Consider the following 22614-nt stretch of genomic DNA (forward strand, 5'->3'; position numbering starts at 1 on the left):
TTCCAGGAGGAAACCATGGCCACCACACAAGTGCGGACCGACGAGGTCCTCTACGAGGTCTCCGAGGGCATCGCGACCCTTACCCTCAACCGGCCGGACCGGCTGAACACCATCTCCGGGCCCATGCTGAACCAGCTCACGGCTCTGCTGGTCCAGGCGAACGAGGACCCCGAGGTCCGCGTCGTGATCCTGACCGGGACCGGCAAGGCCTTCTGCGCAGGCCTGGACCTGGTGAGCGCCACCCAGGGTTCCGGGATCGGGTCCGACACCTCGGGCCAGAACGTCTCGGTCAACCTGGACCTGCGCAACACCCCGCCGACCGTCCTCTTCGCCATGGACAAGCCGACCATCTGCGCCCTGAACGGCTCAGCCGCCGGCTACGGCATGGACACCGCCATGGGCTGCGACATCCGCATCATGGCCCAGAGCGCCAAGATGGCCGCCGCCTTTGTGCGCCGGGGCATCGTGCCGGAATCCGGCGGTACCTGGTTCCTGCCGCGCCTGCTGGGGTGGGCCCGCGCCGCCGAGCTGATCTTCACCGGCCGCACCCTGTCGGCGGAAGAGTCCCTTGAGCTCGGCCTGACCAACGCCGTGGTCCCGGACGAGGAGATCCACACCGCCGCCCGCGCCATGGCCCGGGAGATCGCCGACAATGCGCCCCTGGCCGTACAGTCGGCCAAGCGCCTGATGCGGATGGGCCTGAACGAAACGTTCAATGACCACGTGCACCACGTCTACCTGCAGTTCCTGCAGCTGATGCGCACCCGCGACTTCCGCGAGGGCATGGTCTCCTTCCTCGAGAAGCGTCCGGCCGAATTCACCGGCCGCTAGGGCTCAGCGACGCCGATTCTTGCCCAGCTCGTCCGGACAGCCCCGGGCGAGCAGGTCGGGAACCGGCCCCTCCACCCTGTAGAGCGGATAGCGGTCGACCCGGCTGGTCGGCACGCCGCGGATAAGCTCGCCCATGGGGGTGACCTTGCCAAAGCACGCCTGCAGGTCGGGCAGGGACAGGCGTCGGCTCTTGTCCAGGACGAGGCCGGGACGGTCGACGGGAGCCGGGGCCGCATCTGGCCAGCGTTCGCGCTCGATCAGGTGGACCAGGGGCGCCTTGACCTGACCGGTGGCCGCCAGCTGCGAAAGTGCGCCGTAGTGCGCCACGCCCACCCAATCGGCGCCGGCCGAGACCCGGGCCGCCTCGACCTGGCGGGCGAAGTCCGGCCAGCCTCTTATCGGCAGGAGGGGATCGGTCCGGGAGTTGATCGGGGGGCCCTGTAGTCCCGCCCAGGCCAGCACCCCGACCATCGAGACGGCGCCCAGGCCGAGACCTCCCGCCAGCAGGCGGGAACGCCAGCCCCGGGGCCGGTCCGTCACCGCGCCGGCCACCGCCAGGGCGAAGGCGGCGAAGACGGTCGCGGGCCAGTGCGCCTGCACCCGGTCATGCAGGCTGTGGAGGGCCAGGTAGAGGCAGAAGGGCAGGGCGGCCAGCAGGGGCAGGGACAGGTCCATGCCGCCCACCCGACCCCGGTTGCGGATCACGGCCCAGACTCCCAGCCCCGCCAGGACCGCGAGGATGGGATTGAGCAGGACGAACTGGGTCGTCAGCAACTCGCCCAGGTAGGCGGGGCGGAACTGGGAGGGCTCGACCCGTCCGAACTGTTTCTCGAAGGTCAGCCAGTCGTGGGTGGCGTTCCAGGCGAGATTGGTGGCGAAGACCACCCCCGCTGCGACGACGGCGGTCCAGGGCCAGGGCGTAAGGAGCCGTCTGCGGCCTTCCGGTGAGGCGGCCAGCCACAGGACCACACCGGGGGCGAGGAAGAGAGCCGAGTACTTCGAGATGCAGGCCAGGCCCGCCGCCAGTCCCGCCAGGACCCAGAACCGTGGGCTACCGCCGGCCGCGATCCGAGCCAGCACCGACAGGGTGGCGGCCCAGAAGAAAATGGCGGGCGCGTCCGGTGTGGCGAGTATGCCGCCGGCGCCGATGGTCAGCATGGCGTTGTAGGCAAGGGCCGCGACCAGGCCCGTCCGGGCGCTTCCGCCCAGGCGTCGGGCAAGATCCGCGGTCAGCCAGGTGGTCGCAGCAGCGCCCAGTATGGGCAGGAGACGCACCCCCAACGGGGTGTCGCCGGCCAGGAAGGTCCCGAGCCGGATCCACCAGGCGATCATCGGCGGGTGATCGTAATAGCCCAGGTGCAGGTGCTGGGACCAAAGCCGATAGTAGGCCTCGTCTTCGGTCAGGGGGATGACGGCCGCCGCCCAGAGTCTCAGGGCGGTGAGCGCTAGGATCAGCAGCCAGAGGCCCCGGCCCGCGTCCAGCCTCACCAGACGGCCTTCGAGGTCGTGACGTAGTTCCAGGCGGCGGCGACGACGGCGCCCGCAAGGCCCGCCACCCACCAGGCGGGGCCACGCTCATAGACCACCGTGGCGACCGCCACATTGGCGGCGAGGGGCACGCTGCAGAGCACGCAGAACTTGATGTAGCCGCCGACCAGCTTCAGCCCCTTCAGGCGCCGGTCCCGGTAGGTGACAGCGTTGTTGATCAGGTAGTTCGAGGTCATGGCCCCAAGGGCGGCCAGGGTCTGGGCCCAGGAGAAGCCCAGGTGCAGGAGGCTGCGCAGGATGGCCAGGTGCACCACCACCCCGCTGGCCCCGACCATGGCGAACATCAGGAAGCGGGGCGAGATGACATCCCTGCTGAGCTTGGCGACCAGCAGGCCCAGGTACTGGACCACGACGCCGTTATCGAGCTTGGAGTCCCCGGCCTCGCGGGCCCGGAAGGTGTAGGGCAGCTCGATGATCTTCAGCGGCCGGTCCTGCGAGGCGACGATGTCGAACAGGACCTTGAAGCCCGAGGTCGAGAGGCGGGGCGCCACCGCCTCCACCACTGAACGGCGGACCATGAAGAATCCGCTCATGGGGTCGGTCAGGTCGGCCTTGAGGACCTGCCGGCCCAGCCAGTTTGCGAGGCGGCTGCCCGCCTCGCGCCGTGCGCCCAGGGCCGAAGCGTCCGCACCGGGCCCGCCGCAGTAGCGACTGCCCACGGCAAGGTCCGCGCCCTCCTGGTCGAGGGCGCGGAGCATGTCGGGCAGCAGGCGTTCATCGTGCTGGAGGTCGCCGTCCATGACGGCCACGAAGGGCGCTGCGCTGGCCATGATCCCCTCAATGACTGCGCCCGCCAGTCCGCGGCGTCCCACCCGATGAAGGCAGAGGACGCGGGGATCCACGGCGGCCACGGCCTTGACCTCGGCGGCGGTGCCGTCCGGGGAGTTGTCGTCCACGAAGATGACCTGCCAGCGCCGGCCGGCGAGAGCCGCCTCGACCAGGCTGATCAACTTGCGGACATTGGCCCGCTCATTGAAGGTCGGGACAACGACCGTCAGCTCAAGGCCGGCGGAGGCGGGAGAGGCGGCTGGCGCGGTCGGGTCGGAATCAGGCAATCGACACCCCATGTCTGGGCGTGGTTTACAGCCGGTGACCCGGCAAGGCCAGCCACGGCCCCGGCGACGGGGCGAAGGAAGGGACAGGCGATGACAAACCGGATGGGGATGGCGCTGGCCGCCGGGCTTTCAGCCCTGGCCCTTGCGGCGCCCGTCGCGGCCGACAGTGTTGGCCGTCCGCGGCCCGGCTATTGGGAACTGACCAACGTCTTCACCGTGGTGGTCACCCAGAAGAAGGTCGAGCGACGCTGCCTGGTGGCCTCCGAGATCAATAAGTTCATGACCTCGCCCTCCAACCGCCACTATGCCTGCACCTATCCCTCCCGTGCGGTGGGGGATGGCAAGATCCTCCTGAAGGGCAGTTGCAGCACCAAGGAGGGCCAGGTGGCCGACGTCACCGCCACCGGCGGCTATTCGCCGGAGACCTTCCGCCTCAAGCTCGCCCTCTCGACGCGGATCGCCGGCATCCCACTGGCCGGCACCGCCACCACCACGGCCCGTCGCCTGGGGGACGCCTGTCCGCCCGAAGCGGCCCGCTCCGACGAGGCCAAGCGGGTCCTGAAGGGCGGGAACACACCGCCGCAGAGCTGATTTCCGAAGGCCGGCCTGTCCGGCGCGCCATCGAAGGGATAGTCTGGAGCCATGTCCGAGGTTGAAGCCCGTCTCGCCGCCGCCGGTATCGTCCTTCCGGTCCCCGTCGCGCCCGTCGCCAACTATGTCCCCTTCGTGCGGAGCGGGTCACTGGTCCACATTTCCGGCCAGGTGTCCGTTGACGCCGCTGGCGGCGTGAAGGGCGTAGTGGGGGTGGAGGTCGACCTCGAGGCCGCCCGCGCCGCCGCCCGGCTGTGCGGGATCAACCTCCTCGCCCAGATGAAGGCCGCCTGCGAGGGCGACCTCGACCGCCTGGTGCGGGTGATCAAGCTTGGCGGTTTCGTCCAGGCCGGTCCCGACTTCTTCGACATTCCCCAGGTGGTCAACGGCGCCTCGGACCTGATGGTCCTGGCCTTCGGCGACGCCGGGCGTCACGCGCGCTCGGCCGTGGGCGTCTATCGCCTGCCCCTGAACTTCGCGGTGGAGGTCGACGCCGTGGTGGAGGTCCGATGAAGGCGCAGTTCGGAGAGGCCTGGGACCTCCTCTTCAGTCCCGCCATCGCCCATCGGGGACTCTGGAACCCCGACGGCCTCCCTGAGAACTCCCTCGGCGCCTTCCAGGCAGCCTGCGAGGCCGGATACGGGATCGAGCTGGACGTCCACATCACCGCTGACGGCGAGGCCGTGGTCTTCCACGATAACACCCTGAAGCGGATGACGGGCCGGGAAGGCCGGGTCCGGGACTACACCGCAGCCGACCTTGCGGGCGTGTCCCTGAAGGGAACCGAAGAGACCATCCCGACACTGTTGGAGGCCCTGGCCCTCATCGGGCGCCGCGCCATGGTGCATGTGGAGCTCAAGACTCCCTTCGGCGAGGTGGGCCCGCTGGAGCAGAGGGTCCACGAGATCCTGATGGACCATGCCGGCCCCACCTGCGTGATCGGTTTCAATCCCTACAGCCACGCCTGGTTCGCCGACCGGTTCCCGGGCGTCCTGCGCGGGCTGGACAGCTATCGCTGGAATGACGAGGCGACCCACATCTCGCCCGAGCAGCGCAAGGCCTTCGCCCGGCTGGAGCATGTCTCGATCGCCCGCCCGCACTTCCTGGCCATGAGCCTGGACACGGTGGCCAATCCCGAGGTCGCCGCCCACCGCAGGGCGGGCATGCCCGTGGTCGCCTGGACGGCGCGGACGCCGGAGCAGGCGGAGGCCGCGAGGCCACACTGCGACAACGTCATCTTCGAGGGCTTCCGGGCGTGACGCTGAAGCCCGCGGTGCGCATCAGCCGCCGCATCGCCGAGATCGGCCGGGCGGACTGGGACGCCTGTGCAGTGCGTGGAGATCAGCCCTTCAACCCCTTCATATGCTTCGATTTTCTCGATTGCGCTGAAGAGGCGGGCTGCGCTGTGGAAGCCCAGGGATGGGGGCCGCAGCACCTGGCCGTCGAGGACGAGGCGGGCCGTGTCGCCGCCGTCATGCCCCTCTACCTGAAGGGGCACAGCCAGGGTGAGTACATCTTCGACCACGCCTGGGCCGAAGCCTACGAGCGGGCCGGCGGCCGGTACTATCCCAAGCTCCTGTCTGCGGCGCCCTTCACCCCCGCAACCGGCCCGCGCCTGCTCGTCCGCCCGGATGTTGATCCTGACCTGGGCCGCAAGGCCCTGCTGGGAGGCGCCCTGACGGTCTGCGAGCGCTACGGCGCTTCGGGCCTGCACGTGAATTTCCCGACCCGCGATGAGTGGTCCTGGCTGGGCGAGGCGGGCATGGCCCTGCGCGAGGGCCAGCAGTACCACTGGCTCAACCGCGGCTATGCGACCTTTGACGACTTCCTCGCCGACCTCTCCTCGGGGCGGCGCAAGACCATCCGTCGCGAGCGGCGCGATGCGGGGCAGGGGCTGGAGATCCTCTGCCTGACCGGGTCCGACCTGACCGAGGCGCATTGGGACGCCTTCTACCGCTTCTATGTCGACACCGGGTCGCGCAAGTGGGGCCGGCCCTACCTGAACCGCCTGTTCTTCTCCCTGCTGGGCGAGCGGATGGCCGACCGGGTGCTCCTCATCATGGCGCGTCGGAACGGGCGCTGGATCGCCGGAGCCCTGAACCTGATCGGCGGCGACTGCCTGTTTGGCCGCAACTGGGGCTGCGTCGAGGACGTGCCCTTCCTGCACTTCGAGCTCTGCTACTACCAGGCCATCGAGTGGGCGATCGGGCGGGGGCTGGCGCGGGTCGAAGCCGGCGCCCAGGGGCAACACAAGATCGCCCGGGGCTATCTCCCGGCGCCCGTCCACTCGGCCCACTTCATCGCCGACCCGGCCCTGCGCGGCCCGGTCGAGGACTACCTCCGGCGCGAGATGGCCGCCGTGGAGGAGGAGATGGAGTGGCTCTCCGAGGCCTATTCCCCCTTCCGTCAGTCTGGAGACGCCTGATCGCGGGCGTGCTATCCCGCGGTGACCAGCTAGGGGAGACCGCCATGAGCCTCGACGGCGCCTACGATCCGGGCAACATCTTCGCGAAAATCCTGAGGGGTGAGGCGCCCTGTGCCCGCGTCTTCGAGGACGAGCACGCCTTCGCCTTCATGGACGTCTTCCCGCAGAGCCGGGGCCATATCCTGGTCATCCCCAAGCATTCCGACGCCCGCAACCTGCTGGAGGAGGATCCGGCGCGGCTGGCGCCCCTGATCCTGGCTGTCCAGCGCGTGGCCCGGGCCGTGCGCGCGGCCCTGTCCCCGGACGGCCTTGTCGTGACCCAGTTCAACGGCGCCCCGGCGGGGCAGACCGTCTACCACCTGCACTTCCACATCATCCCCAGGTGGGAAGGTACGCCCCTCGGTCGTCATGCGGCCGGCGGCATGGCGAACCCGGACGAGCTCGCCGAGCTCGCCCGCCTGATCGCGTCAAAGATCAGCTGACCTGCTCCTTCTGGGGGGGGCGAAATCCGGGGGAGGATTACTCCCCCAAGGGGGAGCTCCCGCCGGAGGCGGGTGAGGGGGTCAACGGCGTTTCTGGAGACCCCCTCCGTCGCGCTGCGCGTGCCACCTCCCCCTGATGGGGAGGAATAACAGACTCCATAAGGGCCCGTGGGAGGGCTCCGGGGGAAGCCAGGTCAGGGGCTGCAGGCCCTTCGCGCCCGCAACCCGCCCGCTCAGTCCGCGAGTTCCGGCGCGGGGGAACGTCCCTTGCGCGGCGTCTCGATGACCGGCGCTCCGGGTTCGCGCTTCTCGCCCTCGATGTCGAAGGCCAGCTTGCCGTCTCGCAGGACCACCTTGACGTGGCCGCCGCGGGTAAGGCGCCCGAACAGGATCTCGTCGGCCAGCGGCTTCTTGATGTGCTCCTGGATGACCCGGCCCAGGGGGCGAGCGCCGTAGAGCTCGTCGAAACCGTTCTTGGCCAGCCAGTCCGCCGCTTCGTCCGAGGTCTCGATGGTCACGTGGCGGTCGGCCAGTTGACCCTCCAGCTGCATGACGAACTTGATCACGACCTGGCGGATGATCTCCGGCGTCAGGGGGCGGAACTGGACGATGGCGTCCAGGCGGTTGCGGAACTCCGGTGTGAAGAGCCGCTTCAGGGCCTCCTCGACCTCATCCGCCTGCTTGCCGCGGCCGAAGCCGATGGCGTTGCGCTGGGCGTCCGAAGCGCCGGCGTTGGTGGTCATGATCAGGACCACGTTCCTGAAGTCGACCTTCTTGCCGTTGGCGTCGGTCAGGACGCCGTGGTCCATGACCTGCAGCAGGATGTTGAAGACGTCCGGATGGGCCTTCTCGATCTCGTCCAGCAGGACCACGCAGTGCGGGTGCTGGTCGACCGCGTCGGTCAGCAGGCCGCCCTGGTCGAAACCGACATAGCCGGGAGGCGCGCCGATAAGCCGGCTGACCGTGTGGCGCTCCATGTACTCGCTCATGTCGAAGCGCAGGAGCTCGATGCCCAGGGTCGAGGACAGCTGCCGGGCCGTCTCGGTCTTGCCGGTGCCGGTGGGGCCTGAGAACAGGTAGCAGCCGATGGGCTTGCTGGGGTCGCGCAGGCCGGCCCGGGCCATCTTCATGGCGGCGGAGAGCTGCTCGATGGCGTCGTCCTGGCCATAGACCGCCCGCTTGAGGTCGGACTCCAGCTGGAGCAGGGCCTCGGTGTCGGACTTGGAGACCGACTTGGGCGGGATACGGGCGATCTTGGCCACCACGGCTTCGACCTCCTTGAGGCCGATCACCTTCTTGCGGCGGCTCTCGGGCAGCAGCATCTGGCTGGCGCCCGCCTCGTCAATGATGTCGATGGCCTTATCCGGCAGCTTGCGGTCCGAGATATAGCGGGCCGACAGCTCCACCGCCGCCTTGATGGCGTCGTTGGTGTAGCGGAGCTTGTGGAACTCCTCATAGTAGGTCTTCAGGCCCTTGAGGATCTTGATGGAGTCCTCGATCGTCGGCTCGTTGACGTCGATCTTCTGGAACCGCCGGACCAGGGCGCGGTCCTTCTCGAAGTGCTGGCGGAACTCCTTGTAGGTGGTCGAGCCCATGCAGCGCAGGGTGCCCGAGGCCAGGGCCGGCTTCAGCAGGTTCGAGGCGTCCATGGCCCCGCCCGAGGTGGCGCCGGCGCCGATCACGGTGTGGATCTCGTCGATGAACAGGATGGCGTCGGGGTGGTTCTCAAGCTCCTTGACCACCTGCTTGACCCGCTCCTCGAAGTCGCCGCGATAGCGGGTGCCCGCCAGAAGGGCGCCCATGTCGAGGGAAAAGATGGTCGATCCGGCCAGCACTTCCGGAACCTGCTTGTTGATGATCTTGCGGGCCAGGCCCTCGGCGATGGCCGTCTTGCCCACGCCGGGGTCGCCGACAAGAAGGGGGTTGTTCTTGGTCCGGCGGCACAGGATCTGGATGCAGCGCTCGACCTCGGCCGACCGGCCGATCAGGGGGTCGACCTTGCCCTGCTTTGCCTTCTCGTTGAGGTTCACGCAGTAGGCGTCAAGGGCCTCGCCGCCCGTCTTGACCGCCGCCTTCTCCTCGTCTTCGGACCCCTTGACCGGCTTGGCCTCGCTGGCCCCGGCCTTCTTGGCGATTCCGTGGGCGATGTAGTTCACCGCGTCGTACCGGGTCATCTCCTGCTCCTGCAGGAAATAGGCCGCATGGCTCTCACGTTCGGAGAAGATGGCCACGAGCACGTTGGCGCCGGTCACTTCATCGCGTCCGGAGGACTGGACGTGGATGACGGCCCGCTGGATCACCCGCTGGAAGCTGGGCGTAGGCTTGGCGTCCTCGCCGTCGTCGACGATGAGCGACTTCAGCTCGTTGTCGACATAGTTGGTCAGGGTGGTCCTGAGGACGTCGAGGTCGACGTCGCAGGCCTTCATCACCCCGACCGAGTCCTCGTCGTCGGTGAGCGACAGGAGCAGGTGCTCCAGGGTCGCGTATTCGTGCTTTCGCTCATTGGCGAGGGCAACGGCCCTATGCAGGGACTCTTCGAGCTGGCGCGAGAATGACGGCACGGTCGCTAGTCCTTTTCCATGGTGCACTGCAGGGGGTGCTGGTGGCGGCGGGCGGTGTCGATCACCTGCGCCACCTTGGTTTCGGCGACTTCGTAGGTGTAGACGCCGCAGACCCCGACGCCCGTCTGATGGACGTGCAGCATGATCCGCGTCGCCTCCTCCCGCGACTTGTGGAAGTACTGTTCCAGGACGTAGACCACGAACTCCATCGGCGTGTAGTCGTCGTTCAGGATCAGCACCCGATACATTGAGGGCCGCTGGGTGCGGGTCTTGGTCTGGGTGATCACCGCAGAGCGATCGCCCGTCCCCTGATCCCCCTGCTTGCGCTCGGCCATCCGATACGTCTCCACGGGCGCCGCCTGACGGCGCCCCTCAGACTCCGATTAGATATGCCAACCCCCAAGGAATGAAAGGGCCTTGGCGGGGCCTGCGGACCGATGCGGGGCCCGACGCCAAAGTTTTCCACATATCCCTCGACCCGGGACCGTCGGCTCAGGCCTCCGTGTCGGGTCGCCTACGCGTGGCCAGGTCCCGGCCCGAAGCGAGGATTCCCGGCCCGAAACGCGCCCGGATGGCGTCTGCAGCCCGCTCGGCGGCCAGGGTGCGGGGATCCTCGGCGGCGAAGAGGTCGCCGCCGGTCGCCTCGGCCGCATGCAGATCCGAAAGGCCGACCCCGATCAGGCGGAAGGCCCGGCGCCCGCCCGCCGCCGTCTCCGCCGCCAGCAGCCCACGCGCAGCGGCGAGCAGGGTGCGGGCGGTCTGGGTCGGGGCCTCCAGGGTGCGCCTTCGGGTGAGGATGCGGAAGGCGGGATCCTTGAGCTTTAGGGTCGCGACCCGCCCGGCCTGGCCCGCAGCGCGCGCCTGCCGGGCGACCCGCTCCGCCAGCCGGACGAGATGGGCGTCGAGATCCTCTGTCACGCTGAGGTCAGCCTCGAAGGTGGTCTCGGCGCTGATCGACTTGCGGATCTGGCCTGGGTCGACCCGCCGGCCATCCTCGCCCCGCGCCATGGCGTGAAGCCGAAGTCCGAAGTCGCCAAAGCGGCTCGCCAGGGTTCGAAGGTCCGCCCGGGCGATCTGGCCGATCCGCTCGAATCCGGCCTTCTCCAGGCTGCGGGCCATCACCGGTCCGACGCCCGGCAGGATTCGTACGGACCGTCCGGCCAGGAAGTCCTGGGCCTCGGCGGCGCCGATGACCGAGAAGCCCCGCGGCTTGTCGAGGTCCGAGGCGATCTTGGCGAGGAACTTGTTGGGGGCCAGGCCCACCGACACGGTCAGCCCGGTCTCGGCCTCGATCCGCGACTGCAGGCGCGCCAGGGTCAGGGCCGGCGGGGCGCCGTGCAGGCGCTCGGTGCCCGACAGGTCCAGCCAGGCCTCGTCGAGGGACAGGGGCTGAACCAGGGGGGTCAGGTCGCGCATCATGTCCATCAGGCGCCGGCTTTCCGCACGGTAGCGGGCGAAGTCCGGCGGCAGCACCACGGCCTGGGGGCAGGCGGCGAGGGCCTTGAACATGGGCATGGCCGAGCGCACGCCGAAGGTGCGGGCGATGTAGCAGCAGGTGGTCACCACCCCGCGCCGTCCGCCGCCGACGATGACCGGCCGGTCCCGCAGTTCCGGCTGGTCGCGCTTCTCCACCGAAGCGTAGAAGGCGTCGCAGTCGATGTGGGCGATGGACAGGGCGTCGAGCTCGGGATGGGCGATGCGCCGGGGCGAACCACAGGCCGGGCAGCGTGGGGCGGGCGCGCCGGGCGCCAGGCAGTCGCGGCAGAGGGCCTTCACCGGTCCCACAGCCAGGCGGCGCCGCGGACGCCGGAGGAATCCCCGAACTCCGGCCTGACGATGTCGCACCGCCAGTCATCGGCGAAGACCCAGGGCCGGATGCGCGCCGCCAGCCCTTCGGCCAGGCCCGAGAGGCCGCCGACCCCGCCGCCGAGGACGATCACCGCCGGGTCCAGCAGGTTGACCACCCCGGCGAGCCCCCGGGCCAACCGTTCGGCATGACGCTCCAGGGCCAGGCGCGCCCGGGGCTCGCCGCCTTCGGCCAGGTCGGCCAGGGCCTTCGCCGTCAGGTCGCGGCCGTCGTCCCGTGACAGTCCGGGGCCGGAGAGCCAGGTCTCGAGGCACCCGGTCCGGCCGCACCAGCAGGATGGGCCGGGCGTCTCGGAGGGGCCGGGCGAGGGCAGGGGACTGTGCCCCCACTCGCCGGAGATCCCGTTGGCGCCGGTGGAGAGGCCGCCCCGGACCGAGAGGCCTCCGCCCACCCCGGTCCCGAGGATGACGGCGAAGACCGGATCGGCGCCCGCAGCAGCCCCATCCCGGGCCTCCGAGACCGCAAGGCAGTCCGCGTCATTTGCATACCGGACGGGTCGCTCCAGGCGCCGGGCGAGGTCTGCAGGGAAGGCCCGGCCGTTCAGCCAGGTCGAGTTGGCGTTGCGCAGGAGCCCGGTGCGGGGATTGACGGAGCCAGGGCCGCCCACCCCCAGACGTCCGGCCCGGGCCCCGGCCTGGCGCTCCGCCTCCGCCAGGACCCCGGCGATGGCTTCCAGGCCCGTCTCGTAGTCGCCGGGGGTCGGCCTGCGGACGCGGGCCAGGAACGCGCCTTCGGGCGAGATCGCCGCAGCCTCGATCTTGGTTCCCCCCAGGTCGAGGCCGAAGGCGATCATCGTCCGCCGGTCTCCAGGGACTGGGCGATGGCCGCCTCCAGGGCCTCCCAGCCGTCGATCCGCGGATGCAGGTCGGGCCGGCTGGGGGCCATGGGCCTCAACCGAACGTCAGCTACAGTCTGGAACCGGGCGATCTCCGGGGCGTGCTCGGCCACGGAATCGAGGTTTGGGATCATGTCGTCGATGAAAGCCGCCCGGCCAGAGGCCTGGGCGGCCAGCGCCGCCGCCACGGGTCCCTTGAGGCCGCTGTTGACCAGGAGGGGATAGTCCATCCCATGTTTCTTGAGCCAGCGCGCGCGCCCTGCCAGCGCCTGGCCCGGGGCGTTCGTCAGGATGACGATGTCGGCCTGGCTGGACAGTCGCGCCAGGGCTTCCGGTCCGCCCTGGGCCACGGGCATGTCCTCGACGGCGTCCCGGAAGAAGGCCTGGAAGTGAACCTGCCCGGTCTCGATGTCGATGTGGCGGTCCTCGCCCGGGCGATAGATGTTCTGGAACAGGGCGAAGCGGTCGAAGCGCATTTCCAGGCCCTGGCCCGCCAGGTACCGGGCGAACCCTTCCATGAAAAGTCCGAGGACCTCGTCGACATCGACGATGACCAGGGGGCGGTCGCCGCGGACGCCGAGGGCCTTCAGGTCCGGTGGCGGATGGTCAGGTGAAGTAAAGGTCATGAACCGTTGCTCGGCTAACGCGTGCTTAAGGATATCCGTGGGATAGCTTGGGCGAAATGACTTTCCGGGCGCATACCGGGGGCAAGTTGCGGGTCGGTGGACGGATGGCCAAGAAGGTCCTCATCGTCGAGGATAACGAGCTGAACATGAAGCTCTTTCATGACCTGCTCGACGCCCAGGGCTATGAGACCCTCCAGACGCGTGAGGGGCTGGAGGCCCTTTCGCTTGCGCGGGAAGCCCGCCCGGACCTGATCCTGATGGATATCCAGCTGCCCGAGATTTCGGGGCTGGAGGTGACCAAGTGGCTCAAGGAGGACGACGAACTCGCCTCCATCCCCGTGGTCGCCGTGACCGCCTTCGCCATGAAGGGGGATGAGGAACGCATCCGCCAGGGTGGGTGCGAGGCCTACATCTCCAAGCCGATCTCGGTCTCGGGCTTCCTCGATACGATCCGGAAGCTGCTGGACTAGGCCATGACCGCCCGGATCCTGCTTGTCGACGACGTGGAAGCCAGCCGCCGGATCCTGGAGGCCAAGCTCACTGCGGAGTACTATCAGGTCCTGGTGGCCGAGGACGGCGCAGGCGCCCTTGACCTCGCGGCCCGCGAGCCTCCGGACATCATCCTTCTGGACGTCCTTATGCCGGGCATGGATGGACTTCAGGTCTGTCGCGCCCTCAAGGCGGATCCCGAACTCCGGCACATCCCTGTCGTCCTGCTGACGGCGCTCGACAGTCGAGAGGCTCGCCTCGAAGGACTTGAGGCCGGAGCCGACGAGTTCCTGTCCAAGCCGATCGACGACGTCATGCTCTTCGCCCGGCTCCGAAGCCTGGCGCGCCTCAAGGTGATGATCGACGAGCTCCGTGAGCGCGAGGAAACCAGCCGCCGCATGGGCATGGCGCCCATGCCTGGCGCCCGGCTTGGCGCCTCGGGCGGCCGGGTCCTGGTGGTCGATGATGATCCCGAACGCGCCCGGGCCCTGGCTGAGGATCTCGCCGTCGAGCACAGGCCCGTAATCGAGACCGAGGCTGAGAAGGCCCTGATGTCGGCCAGGGGCCCCATCGACCTTGCGGTGATCAATATCGCAAGCCAAAGCTTTGACGCCCTCAGGCTGGTCGCGCGGCTCCGGTCCGGCGATCATTCTCGGCAGGTGCCCATTCTCGCAGTCGTCGATTTCGACGCCCGGGACCGGGTCCTCAAGGCCCTCGACCTGGGGGTCAACGACCTTATCGCCTGGCCTGCAGACGCCCTTGAGCTAAGGGTCCGCTCCCGAGCCCTGATCCGACGCAAGCGGTACTCCGATTATCTTCGGGACACCGTGGCCCAGTCGATGGAACTGGCGGTCACTGACCAGCTCACGGGGCTGAACAACCGCCGCTACATGATGGGCCAGCTCGACGCCTTGCTTGAGCGCACCTCCTCGGGCGGAGACCCTGTCTCCCTTCTGATGCTCGATATCGACCACTTCAAACGGGTCAACGACACTTGGGGGCACACCCTGGGTGACGAGGTGCTGCGCGAAGTGGCCATCCGCCTGGCCTCCAGCGTCAGGGCGGTGGATATTCCTTGCCGCTATGGCGGCGAGGAGTTCGTGGTGGTCATGCCTGCGACCCGCCTGACCGACGCCGCCCGCATCGCCGAGCGCATCCGGACCGCCATCTCGGTAGAGCCCTTCGCGGTGGGCGATCGGGAGATCCCAGTCACCGTGTCCCTGGGCGTATCGGCCAGCGATGGCGCCGACGACCGGCCGGAGTCGCTGATCCGCCGGGCCGACGAGGCGCTCTATGAGGCCAAGGCCGCCGGCCGCAACCAAGTGGTCATTCGCCCCCGGCGGCCCTGACGCCGGCCGAGAGGTCGAGCGCCCAGCCCCGAAAAGCAGAACGCCCGGCTATCGCCGGGCGTCCCTGAAATCCCAGTGGGGCTCAAAGCCTACTTGATCTTCCCTTCGCGGAACTCAACGTGCTTGCGCGCGATCGGGTCATACTTCTTCAGGACCAGCTTCTCGGTCATGGTCCGGGCGTTCTTCTTGGTGACGTAGTAGAACCCGGTGTCGGCCGACGAGTTCAGCTTGATCTTGATGGAGGCGGGCTTCGCCATGGTCGGTCCTCGCGGGGCCGGTCACGCCGGCAGGGTTCCTAAAGAGCGCGGGAAAATACGAATCCCCGTCGCAAAGTCAATCCGCGGCTAGAGTTCCCGTGGACGGGCGGGGCCCATGCGGAACCGCATGTAGGGGATTGGCCGGTTCGGATTGTCCAGGCGCTCCCGGGTTTCCTGGATCACGGCCCGCGTCACGGTGGGCAGGGGCAACTCGAGGGCTTCCTCCAGTTCGAACCAGGCGATCTCTTCCAGCTCGCCGCAATCCGGCTGACGCTCCAGGCTGACCAGGCGCTCGGCGTCGGCCATCAGGAACCAGGTGTCGAACCTCTTGCCCACGTTTGGCGGCGTCACCGCCCGGTAGATGATCGACAGGGCCTCCAGGTCCGGCTGGACCCCCTGTTCCAGGAATTCGCGCCAGGGGCCGGCGATCGGGCGCGGCTCAGCCGGGCGGCCAAGGAGCAGGCCGGCTTCCTCCCAGGTCTCGCGGATGGCGGCCTTGCCAAGGGCCCGGCCCTTCGTCAGGGGCATGTAAGCCTCGAACTTTCCCGCCACTTCCGGACGCAGGTCCGTCGCAGCGGGCGCACGGAAGTCGGCCCGGTCGATCCGGCCGCCCGGGAAGACCCAGAGGTTCGGCATGAAGTTGTGCCCGCCGTGCCGCTTGCCCATCAGGACGCGGGGCTTTGGCCCGTCTCGTCGGATGATGAAAAGGGTGGCGGCGTTGCGCGGCCGCACGGCCTTTGCGCCCTCGGGGCGCATGGGCGTGCGTTCAAGGGCTCGGTTGGGCTGAAGGGCGTCGCTCATGGCCGGAGTTTAGGCCCTGCCGCCCCCTCTGCAAGCGAGTCCTTGCGCGGGTCCGAGATTAGCCTGTCATCTCCGCTTCCCTTTCCGGACCCCCGGCGGCGGGCCGCCCCTTCGGCGGGCATCCACCGCGCCGGGACGCTTCGGACCCCGTCCCCGGGGCGGGGGAGGGGCGCCCTTGACCGGATCGCTCAGCATGTCGAAGAGCAGGCCGCCAGTGACCGGCGTCGCCTCCACCAGCCGCACCTCGACGGGCAGACCCAGGGGCCAGTGTGCGCCCGACCGCTCGCCCACCAGGGCATGGGCGGTCTCGTCGTGGACGAAGAACTCGCCGCCCAGGCGCGAGATCGGGATAAGGCCGTCCGCCCCGGTCTCGTCCAGCCGGATGAACAGTCCGAAACGGGTGACGCCGCTGATCCGGCCGGTGAAGGTCGCGCCGACGCGGTCCGCCAGGAAGGCGGCCACATACCGGTCTATGGCGTCGCGCTCGGCCGCCATGGCCCGACGCTCGGCGGCGGTGATCATCTCGGCGGTGCCCTTGAGTTGGGCGATGTCGCGGTCCGTCAGGCCGTCGTCGCCGAGACCCAGGGCGCGGATCAGGCCCCGGTGGACGATCAGGTCGGCGTACCGGCGGATGGGCGAGGTGAAGTGGGCGTAGCGGTCCAGGTTCAGGCCGAAGTGGCCGATGTTGTCGGTGTCATAGATCGCCTGCATCTGGCTGCGCAGGACGACCTCGTTGATGATGGCGGCGCTGGGGCTCTCGCGCGTCTCCTCGAGGAGGCGGTTGAACCTTTCCGTCCGAGGCGCCTCGCCCTTGGACCAGGGCAGGCCCAGGGTGCCCAGGAAGTCGGCCAGGGCGTGCACCTTTTCCAGGCTGGGCGTGTCGTGGACGCGATAGATCAGGGGCGTCTTCCGGGCCTCAAGCGTCTGCGCGGCGCAGACATTGGCCTGGATCATCATCTCCTCGATCAATTGGTGCGCCGGCAGCACCGTGCGGGTCCGGATGGAGGCGATCCGCCCCTCGGAGTCCATAAGGATGCGCCGTTCAGGGCTCTCGATCGCGAGGGGAGAGCGCCGGCGCCGGGCGTCCAGCATCACCGCATAGGCGGCGTAGAGGGGTTTCAGCACCCGGTCCAGCAGGGGGCCGGTGACCTCGTCCGTCCGCCCCTCGATGGCGGCCTGGGCCTGCTCGTAGGACAGCTTGGCCGCCGAGCGCATCAGGCCCCGCACGAAGCGGTGGCCCGTTTTCCGGCCAGAGGCGTCAAAGACCATCCTCACCGCCAGGCAGGCCCGGTTCTCACCCGCCCTGAGGCTGCAAAGTCCGGCGGAGAGCCGTTCGGGCAGCATGGGCTCCACCCGGTCGGGGAAATAGACGCTGTTGCCCTTCTCCCGGGCGGTCCGGTCCAAGGCTGATCCAGGCCGGACATAGGCGGCGACGTCGGCGATCGCCACCCAGACGATCCAGCCGCCGGGGTTGGACGCGTCCCCATCGGGCTCGGCGAAGACGGCGTCATCGTGGTCCCGGGCGTCGGGCGGATCGATAGTCACGAGGGGCAGGTCGCGCAGGTCCTCGCGGCCCTTGAGGTCCGCCTCCTGAGCAGCCTCCGCCTCGGTCTCGGCGGCTTCGGGGAAGCCGGTGGGAATGCCATGGGCGTGGATGGCGATCAGGGAGGCGGCCCGCGGGTCGTCCTCGCGCCCCACGCGCTCGAGGATCTCTCCTCTGTGTAGGCCGAAGCGGCGTCCGCCCGGGACCAGGCGGGCGACGACGAGGTCGCCGTCGCGCAGGTCCGGCGGCGCCAGACCCTCGATCAGCACCTGGTCGCGAGAGCGCCGGTCGACGGGTTCCACACGCACCTGTCGGGCCGACTTGCGCACCACGCCGAGCACCCGGTGAACGGCGGCGCCCAGGCGCTTGATCAGCCGGGCCTCGGTCTCGCCGGACTCCAGGCCCTCGAAACGCACCAGCAACCTGTCGCCCAAGCCCGGCGCGCCCGACGCCGCCTCGCTGCGATCGGGCGCCAGGCGCACGAGGGGCGTATCCTCGCCCTTGACCAGCCGCACCATCAACTCGCCGTCGGCGTCACGCTCCACCACTTCGACCACCCCCACGGGCGGCAGGTCGCCGGGCAGGGCCACGCCCTTGCGGCCGCGGCGTCCCAGCTCACCGGAGTCCTGTAAATCCCGCAGCATGTCCCTCAGGGCGATGCGGTCGGAGCCGCGAAGGCCGAACGCCCGGGCGATGTCGGAGCGGTCCGCTTCGCCGGACTCGCGGATGAAGGCGAGCAGGGTCTCGCGGTCCGGCAGGCCCTGGGGCGGGCGGCTGCCGGAGCGGGGGGCGGCGTGGGGCCGGCGGGGCGGGCGGGGTCTGGCCATGGGGTCAGACTAGACCCTTTCTCAGGATTCCGGTGAGGACTTCCGCGGGGGCCGGGCGCGGGCCGCTGCGGTGGCCTTGGCTTTTGGCGCCGCCTTGGCCTTCGGAGCCGCCTTCGCCTTGGCCGCCACCTTCGGCTTGGCCGCAGGTTTGGCCCGGGCCGCCGGCTTGGTCTTGGCCGGCGACTTGGCGGCGCGGGCGGCTATCAGGGCGACTGCGTCCTCGAGGGTCAGGGTCTGCGGATCATCGCCCCTGGGGATGTTGGCGTTGACGTCCCCGTGCTTCACGTACGGCCCGAAACGTCCTGACAGTATGCGCACCGGCGCACCATCGGCCGGGTGGGCGCCCAGTTCCCGAAGAGCCGCCGCAGCCCCCCGGCCGCCGCGCCCGCCAGCCTTCTTCTCGGCCAGGAGGGCCACGGCGCGGTTCACCCCGACCTCGAAGACCTCATCTACACCCGGCAGGTTGGCGTAGACCCCCGCGTGCTGGACAAAGGGGCCGTAGCGCCCGATCCCAGCCAGGATGACCGCGCCGTCCTCGGGATGCAGCCCGATCTCCCGCGGCAGGCGCAGGAGCCGCAGGCCCTTCTCAAGGTCCATGGCTTCGGGCGACCAGCCCTTTGGCAGGGAGGCGCGCTTGGGCTTCTCGCCTTCACCCAGCTGGACAAAGGGACCGAAACGCCCGGACTTGAGGAAGACCGTGAGGCCGGTCTCGGGATCAGTCCCCAGTTCGCGGTCGCCCGAGGGGGCGTCCCCGTCCTCCGACGGCGGCCCGAACTTCCGGGTGTAGCGGCACTCCGGATAGTTGGAGCAGCCGATGAACGGCTCGAACCGGCTGGGCTTCAGCGAAAGCTCGCCAGTCCCGCACTTGGGGCAGGTCCTGCCGCCCTCGCCAGGGAAGAGGAAGGGGCCCAGCGTCGTGTTCAGGACCTCGATGACGTCCCGCGTCGGCTGCTTCAGGACTTCGGCCGTGGCCGGCTGGAACTCGACCCAGAATTCGCGGAGCAGGGCCTTCCAGTCGAGGTCGCCAGCCGAGACCTGGTCGAGCTTTTCCTCGAGGGCCGCGGTGAAGTCGTATTCGACGTACCGGTTGAAGTAGGACTCCAGGAACACCGTGACCAGGCGGCCCTTGTCCTCGGGGATGAAGCGGTTCTTCTCCATCCGGACATAGCTGCGGTCGCGGAGGACGGACAGGATCGAGGCGTAGGTCGACGGCCGGCCGATGCCGAGCTCTTCCATCTTGCGGACCAGGCTGGCCTCGGAATAGCGCGGCGGCGGTTCGGTGAAGTGCTGGTCAGCCTTGGCCTTGCGCACCTCGGCGGCGGCGCCCTGGCTGAGGGCCGGAAGCCGGCCGCCTTCCTCGTCCTCGGGATCGTCCCGGCCTTCCTCGTAGACCTTCAGGTAGCCTTCGAAGAGGACGACCTGGCCGGTCGCCCTCAGGCCAGTCCGGCCATCGGGGGTCGACAGGTCCACGGTGGTGCGCTCGATCCGAGCCGACTCCATCTGCGAGGCCAGCATCCGCTTCCAGATCAGCTCGTAGAGCCGGCCAAGATCGCCCTCAAGACGCAGGGATCCGGGGTTCCGGGCCAGGCTGGTGGGGCGGATGGCTTCGTGGGCCTCCTGGGCGTTGCGCGCCTTGGTGCGGTACTGGCGGGCGGACTCGGGCACGTAGTCGGCGCCGAAAAGGCCGGAGATGACCTGCCGGGCCTCCTGGAGGGCCTCGGGCGCCGACTGGACGCCGTCGGTCCGCATGTAGGTGATCAGGCCGACAGTCTCTCCGCCGATGTCGACGCCCTCGTAGAGCTTCTGCGCGGCCTGCATGGTGCGCTGGGCCGAGAAGCCCAGCTTGCGGGCGGCCTCCTGCTGGAGGGTCGAGGTGGTGAAGGGCGGGGCGGGCGAGCGCTTCGCCGGTTTCTTCTCCACAGCCGAGATGGTGAAGGCGCCGGTTTCCACCGCCCGGCGCGCGGCCTCGGCCGCATCGGCGTCGGGCAGGTCGAACTTGGTAAGCTTGCGGCCTTCGTGAACCGACATACGGGCGATGAAGGGCGCGCCGGCCGAGGTCATGTCGGCCTCGACGGTCCAGTACTCGCGGGTGATGAAGCGCTCGATCTCGATCTCGCGGTCGACCACCAGCCGGAGGGCGACCGACTGGACCCGTCCGGCCGAGCGGGCGCCCGGCAGCTTGCGCCAGAGCACTGGAGAGAGGTTGAAGCCCACCAGGTAGTCCAGGGCCCGGCGGGCCAGGTAGGCCTCGACCAGCTCCATGTCGATCTGCCGCGGCGACTTCATCGCCTCGGTCACCGCCGACCGGGTTATGGCGTTGAAGACCACCCGCTCGACCGGCTTGTCCTTCACGGCCCGCTTTGACCTCAGGACATCGAGGACGTGCCAGGAAATGGCCTCGCCCTCGCGGTCGGGGTCGGTCGCCAGGATGATGCGGTCCGAGGCCTTGGCCGCCTCGGCGATCTCGGAGAGCCGCTTGGAGGCCTTGGCGTCGACCTCCCAGGACATGGCGAAATCCTCGTCCGGACGCACCGAGCCATCCCGGGGAGGCAGGTCGCGGACGTGGCCGTAGCTCGCCAGGACCTTGTAGTCCGACCCCAGGTACTTGTTGATGGTCTTGGCCTTGGCGGGGCTCTCGACGATGACGAGGTTCATGCGTTTCCTTGGGGCCTGATGGCCCTGTGAAGGGGCGCGAAGGTGGGACGGCGAGGGGGCGGCTGTCAACTTGGACCGCTGAAGGGCCGCCGGGTCAGGCCAGGGCCGCGCCGCCTCCTGCCGTGAAAACGACATGCCCGGCCAGTTCCAGCTCGGCGATGGCGGCGTTCACTTCCGCGGTCGAAAGGCCGGAGAGCCGGACGATTTCATCCCGCGGTGCGGGCGATGGCGACAGGAGGGAGAGGAGCCGCTGCCGGGCCGACTCCGGGGCCTCCGCCGCCGCCTCCGCGCCTTTGGGCGGGGCGGGCTCGAACTCCAGGCCGGGCTCGGCAAGACCCGCGAGGCCGGCCAGGGCCCGAAGCACATCCTCGGCGCCCTCGCAGACGGCGGCGCCCTGTCGCAAAAGGTCGTTCCCGCCCCGGGACCGGGGGTCGAGGGGGGATCCAGGCACGGCCAGGACCTCCCTGCCCATCTCGGCCGCGAGGCGGGCGGTGATCAGCGATCCTGACCGGAGCTCGGCCTCCACCACCACCACGGCGCGGGAAAGGCCGGCGATGATCCGGTTGCGACGGGGAAAGTCGGCGGCCGAGGCGGTCCGCCCCGGAGGGTTCTCCGAGACCGTGCAGCCGCCCGAGTCGAGGATGGACCGATAGAGGTCGGCGTGCTGGGGCGGATAGACATCGTCGACTCCGCCGGCGAGGACGGCCGCGGTTCCCGTCGCCAGCGAGCCCTGGTGCGCGGCGCCGTCTACACCCCGGGCGAGGCCGGAGACGACGGTCAGGCCCGCTGCGCCAAGGTCGGCGGCCAGGGTTCCGGCGAACCTTAGTCCCAGGGCGGAGGCGGCGCGCGCGCCGACGACGGCGACACAGGTTCGTTCCAGCGGGCGCGCATCCCCGAGCACCCAGACCAGGGGGGGCTGTGGGTCGAGGGCGGCCAGGGGTTCGGGAAAACCAGGGTCGCACGCCAGCAGAAGCTGGGCGCCCAGCGCCTCGCCTGCAGCGATCTCGTCCTCGGCCTGTGTCGCCGAGAAGGGGGAGAGGAGGCTGACGCGCCCGGCTCTTCTGGCGAGGTCGGGCAGGGCCTCCAGGGCCAGGGAGGGGTCGCCAAACCGCCGCATCAGTTCCCGGAAGGTGACCGCGCCGACGCTGGAGGTCCGCGCCAGCCGCAGCCAGTCCCGTCTGAAGGCGGCGGGGCGATCCGTCACGGGGCCGGGGAAGGAGGTTCGGCCGGCTTCCGCCCGCCGCCGATCCTGGGCTCTTCGCCCTTAACGATGCGCCGGACGTTGTCCTGGTGACGGACGAAGATCAGGGCGCCCATGAAGAGGGTCAGGAGCACGATGGCGTGAGGCGAGTGGAAGGCGAGCAGGGCGAAGAGGGGTGCGAGGGCCGCCGCCGTCAGGGCGGCGAGGGACGAGATGCGGAACAGGAGGGCCATGACCAGCCAGGTGGCCGCCGCCGCCGCGCCGACCGGGAAGGCCGCCGCAAGCAGGGTGCCGAAGAAGGTCGAGACCCCCTTGCCGCCCCGGAACCGAAGGAAGACGGGGAAGAGGTGGCCCAGGAAGGCCGAGCCGGCCGCCAGGGCGACCATCATGTGCCGGGTGGCCTCCGGGGCGTTTCGTGTCAGGAGGACGGCGCCCAGGACGGCCAGGGCGCCCTTTCCCCCGTCGCCCAGCAGGGTGAGGAGGGCGAGGTCCTTGCGCCCGGACCTCAGGACATTGGTCGCGCCGATATTGCCGGACCCGATGTTTCGGGGATCTCCGGCGCCCGCCAGCCTCATGCTGATCACGCCGAAGGGCGTGGATCCCAGGAGATAACCTCCGACCATGACGGCGGCGATGATGAGCGTTTCATTGGACATTGGCGGCGGGCTCCT

21 protein-coding genes are annotated in these 22614 nt (G+C 69.5%); 8 read left to right on the plus strand and 13 right to left on the minus strand.

All coding sequences use genetic code 11. The annotated features are described in order from the left end of the window. Positions 1–15: 15 nt before the first annotated feature. Positions 16–831, plus strand: a complete 816-nt coding sequence (locus HYN04_RS05070; RefSeq protein ID WP_110449756.1) for an enoyl-CoA hydratase/isomerase family protein — start codon at positions 16–18, stop codon at positions 829–831. Between the two features lie 3 nt (positions 832–834). On the opposite strand, the gene HYN04_RS05075 is transcribed toward HYN04_RS05070, so the two are convergent. Further along, entirely contained in the window at positions 835–2319 is a 1485-nt protein-coding gene (locus HYN04_RS05075; RefSeq protein ID WP_110449757.1) for an ArnT family glycosyltransferase, read from the minus strand. Beyond that, positions 2316–3434 (minus strand): glycosyltransferase family 2 protein, encoded by a 1119-nt coding sequence (locus HYN04_RS05080; protein ID WP_199285996.1) that lies wholly within the window; start codon positions 3432–3434, stop codon positions 2316–2318. Before HYN04_RS05080 ends, HYN04_RS05075 begins: the two co-directional genes overlap by 4 nt. A gap of 90 nt (positions 3435–3524) precedes the next feature. Between HYN04_RS05080 and HYN04_RS05085 the strand changes: the two genes are divergently transcribed. From HYN04_RS05085 to HYN04_RS05105, 5 genes are read left to right on the plus strand one after another with little or no spacing between them, the layout of a single operon-like run. Further along, positions 3525–4025, plus strand: coding sequence for a DUF3617 domain-containing protein (locus HYN04_RS05085; RefSeq protein WP_110449759.1), 501 nt, complete (start codon positions 3525–3527; stop codon positions 4023–4025). A gap of 51 nt (positions 4026–4076) precedes the next feature. After that, on the plus strand, positions 4077–4538 hold the full coding sequence (locus HYN04_RS05090) for a RidA family protein (RefSeq protein WP_110449760.1): 462 nt from the start codon (positions 4077–4079) through the stop codon (positions 4536–4538). Further along, positions 4535–5284: a glycerophosphodiester phosphodiesterase gene (locus tag HYN04_RS05095; protein WP_110449761.1), complete on the plus strand. Its 750-nt coding sequence runs from the start codon at positions 4535–4537 to the stop codon at positions 5282–5284. The genes HYN04_RS05090 and HYN04_RS05095 overlap by 4 nt, the downstream gene beginning before the upstream one ends. Beyond that, positions 5281–6450, plus strand: coding sequence for a GNAT family N-acetyltransferase (locus HYN04_RS05100; protein WP_110449762.1), 1170 nt, complete (start codon positions 5281–5283; stop codon positions 6448–6450). The genes HYN04_RS05095 and HYN04_RS05100 overlap by 4 nt, the downstream gene beginning before the upstream one ends. Before the next feature lie 44 nt (positions 6451–6494). Beyond that, positions 6495–6932 (plus strand): HIT family protein, encoded by a 438-nt coding sequence (locus tag HYN04_RS05105; RefSeq protein ID WP_110449763.1) that lies wholly within the window; start codon positions 6495–6497, stop codon positions 6930–6932. Positions 6933–7165: 233 nt separating this feature from the next. Here the strand turns inward: HYN04_RS05105 and clpA are convergent, their stop codons facing one another. From clpA to HYN04_RS05130, 5 genes are all read right to left on the minus strand, one after another. Then, on the minus strand, positions 7166–9493 hold the full coding sequence (gene clpA / locus HYN04_RS05110; protein ID WP_110449764.1) for an ATP-dependent Clp protease ATP-binding subunit ClpA: 2328 nt from the start codon (positions 9491–9493) through the stop codon (positions 7166–7168). Positions 9494–9498: 5 nt separating this feature from the next. Beyond that, positions 9499–9828, minus strand: coding sequence for an ATP-dependent Clp protease adapter ClpS (gene clpS / locus HYN04_RS05115; protein ID WP_110449765.1), 330 nt, complete (start codon positions 9826–9828; stop codon positions 9499–9501). A 157-nt stretch (positions 9829–9985) separates the two neighbouring features. Continuing rightward, positions 9986–11269, minus strand: coding sequence for a DNA polymerase IV (locus HYN04_RS05120; protein WP_110451302.1), 1284 nt, complete (start codon positions 11267–11269; stop codon positions 9986–9988). After that, the gene (locus HYN04_RS05125; protein ID WP_110449766.1) at positions 11266–12153 is read right to left on the minus strand and encodes an ROK family protein; all 888 of its coding nucleotides are present in this window, start codon (positions 12151–12153) and stop codon (positions 11266–11268) included. Before HYN04_RS05125 ends, HYN04_RS05120 begins: the two co-directional genes overlap by 4 nt. Continuing rightward, positions 12150–12821: a hypothetical protein gene (locus tag HYN04_RS05130; protein ID WP_241962695.1), complete on the minus strand. Its 672-nt coding sequence runs from the start codon at positions 12819–12821 to the stop codon at positions 12150–12152. Before HYN04_RS05130 ends, HYN04_RS05125 begins: the two co-directional genes overlap by 4 nt. A gap of 104 nt (positions 12822–12925) precedes the next feature. Between HYN04_RS05130 and HYN04_RS05135 the strand changes: the two genes are divergently transcribed. Together HYN04_RS05135 and HYN04_RS05140 are read left to right on the plus strand one after the other, a co-directional pair. After that, on the plus strand, positions 12926–13291 hold the full coding sequence (locus tag HYN04_RS05135) for a response regulator (RefSeq protein WP_110449767.1): 366 nt from the start codon (positions 12926–12928) through the stop codon (positions 13289–13291). Positions 13292–13294: 3 nt separating this feature from the next. Continuing rightward, positions 13295–14659 (plus strand): PleD family two-component system response regulator, encoded by a 1365-nt coding sequence (locus tag HYN04_RS05140; protein ID WP_110449768.1) that lies wholly within the window; start codon positions 13295–13297, stop codon positions 14657–14659. Positions 14660–14748: 89 nt separating this feature from the next. Here the strand turns inward: HYN04_RS05140 and rpmG are convergent, their stop codons facing one another. The 6 genes from rpmG to plsY all read right to left on the minus strand — a co-directional run bounded on the left by rpmG (position 14749) and on the right by plsY (position 22599). Continuing rightward, complete coding sequence (rpmG, locus tag HYN04_RS05145; RefSeq protein ID WP_110449769.1) at positions 14749–14916, minus strand: 50S ribosomal protein L33; 168 nt, start codon at positions 14914–14916, stop codon at positions 14749–14751. A gap of 87 nt (positions 14917–15003) precedes the next feature. Then, complete coding sequence (locus tag HYN04_RS05150; RefSeq protein WP_110449770.1) at positions 15004–15717, minus strand: NUDIX hydrolase; 714 nt, start codon at positions 15715–15717, stop codon at positions 15004–15006. 66 nt (positions 15718–15783) lie between these two features. Then, positions 15784–18087 carry a ribonuclease R gene (rnr, locus tag HYN04_RS05155; protein WP_110449771.1) on the minus strand — a complete coding sequence of 768 codons (2304 nt, stop codon included), beginning with the start codon at positions 18085–18087 and terminating at the stop codon, positions 15784–15786. A 21-nt stretch (positions 18088–18108) separates the two neighbouring features. Further along, positions 18109–20742 carry a type I DNA topoisomerase gene (gene topA / locus HYN04_RS05160; RefSeq protein ID WP_110449772.1) on the minus strand — a complete coding sequence of 878 codons (2634 nt, stop codon included), beginning with the start codon at positions 20740–20742 and terminating at the stop codon, positions 18109–18111. Between the two features lie 94 nt (positions 20743–20836). Next, positions 20837–21946: a DNA-processing protein DprA gene (gene dprA / locus HYN04_RS05165; protein ID WP_241962696.1), complete on the minus strand. Its 1110-nt coding sequence runs from the start codon at positions 21944–21946 to the stop codon at positions 20837–20839. Continuing rightward, a complete protein-coding gene (gene plsY / locus HYN04_RS05170) occupies positions 21943–22599 on the minus strand; it encodes a glycerol-3-phosphate 1-O-acyltransferase PlsY (RefSeq protein ID WP_110449773.1) in 657 nt (218 codons plus the stop codon). Before plsY ends, dprA begins: the two co-directional genes overlap by 4 nt. Positions 22600–22614: the final 15 nt, after the last annotated feature.

It is taken from the genome of Phenylobacterium parvum (assembly GCF_003150835.1).
Lineage (GTDB): Bacteria > Pseudomonadota > Alphaproteobacteria > Caulobacterales > Caulobacteraceae > Phenylobacterium > Phenylobacterium parvum.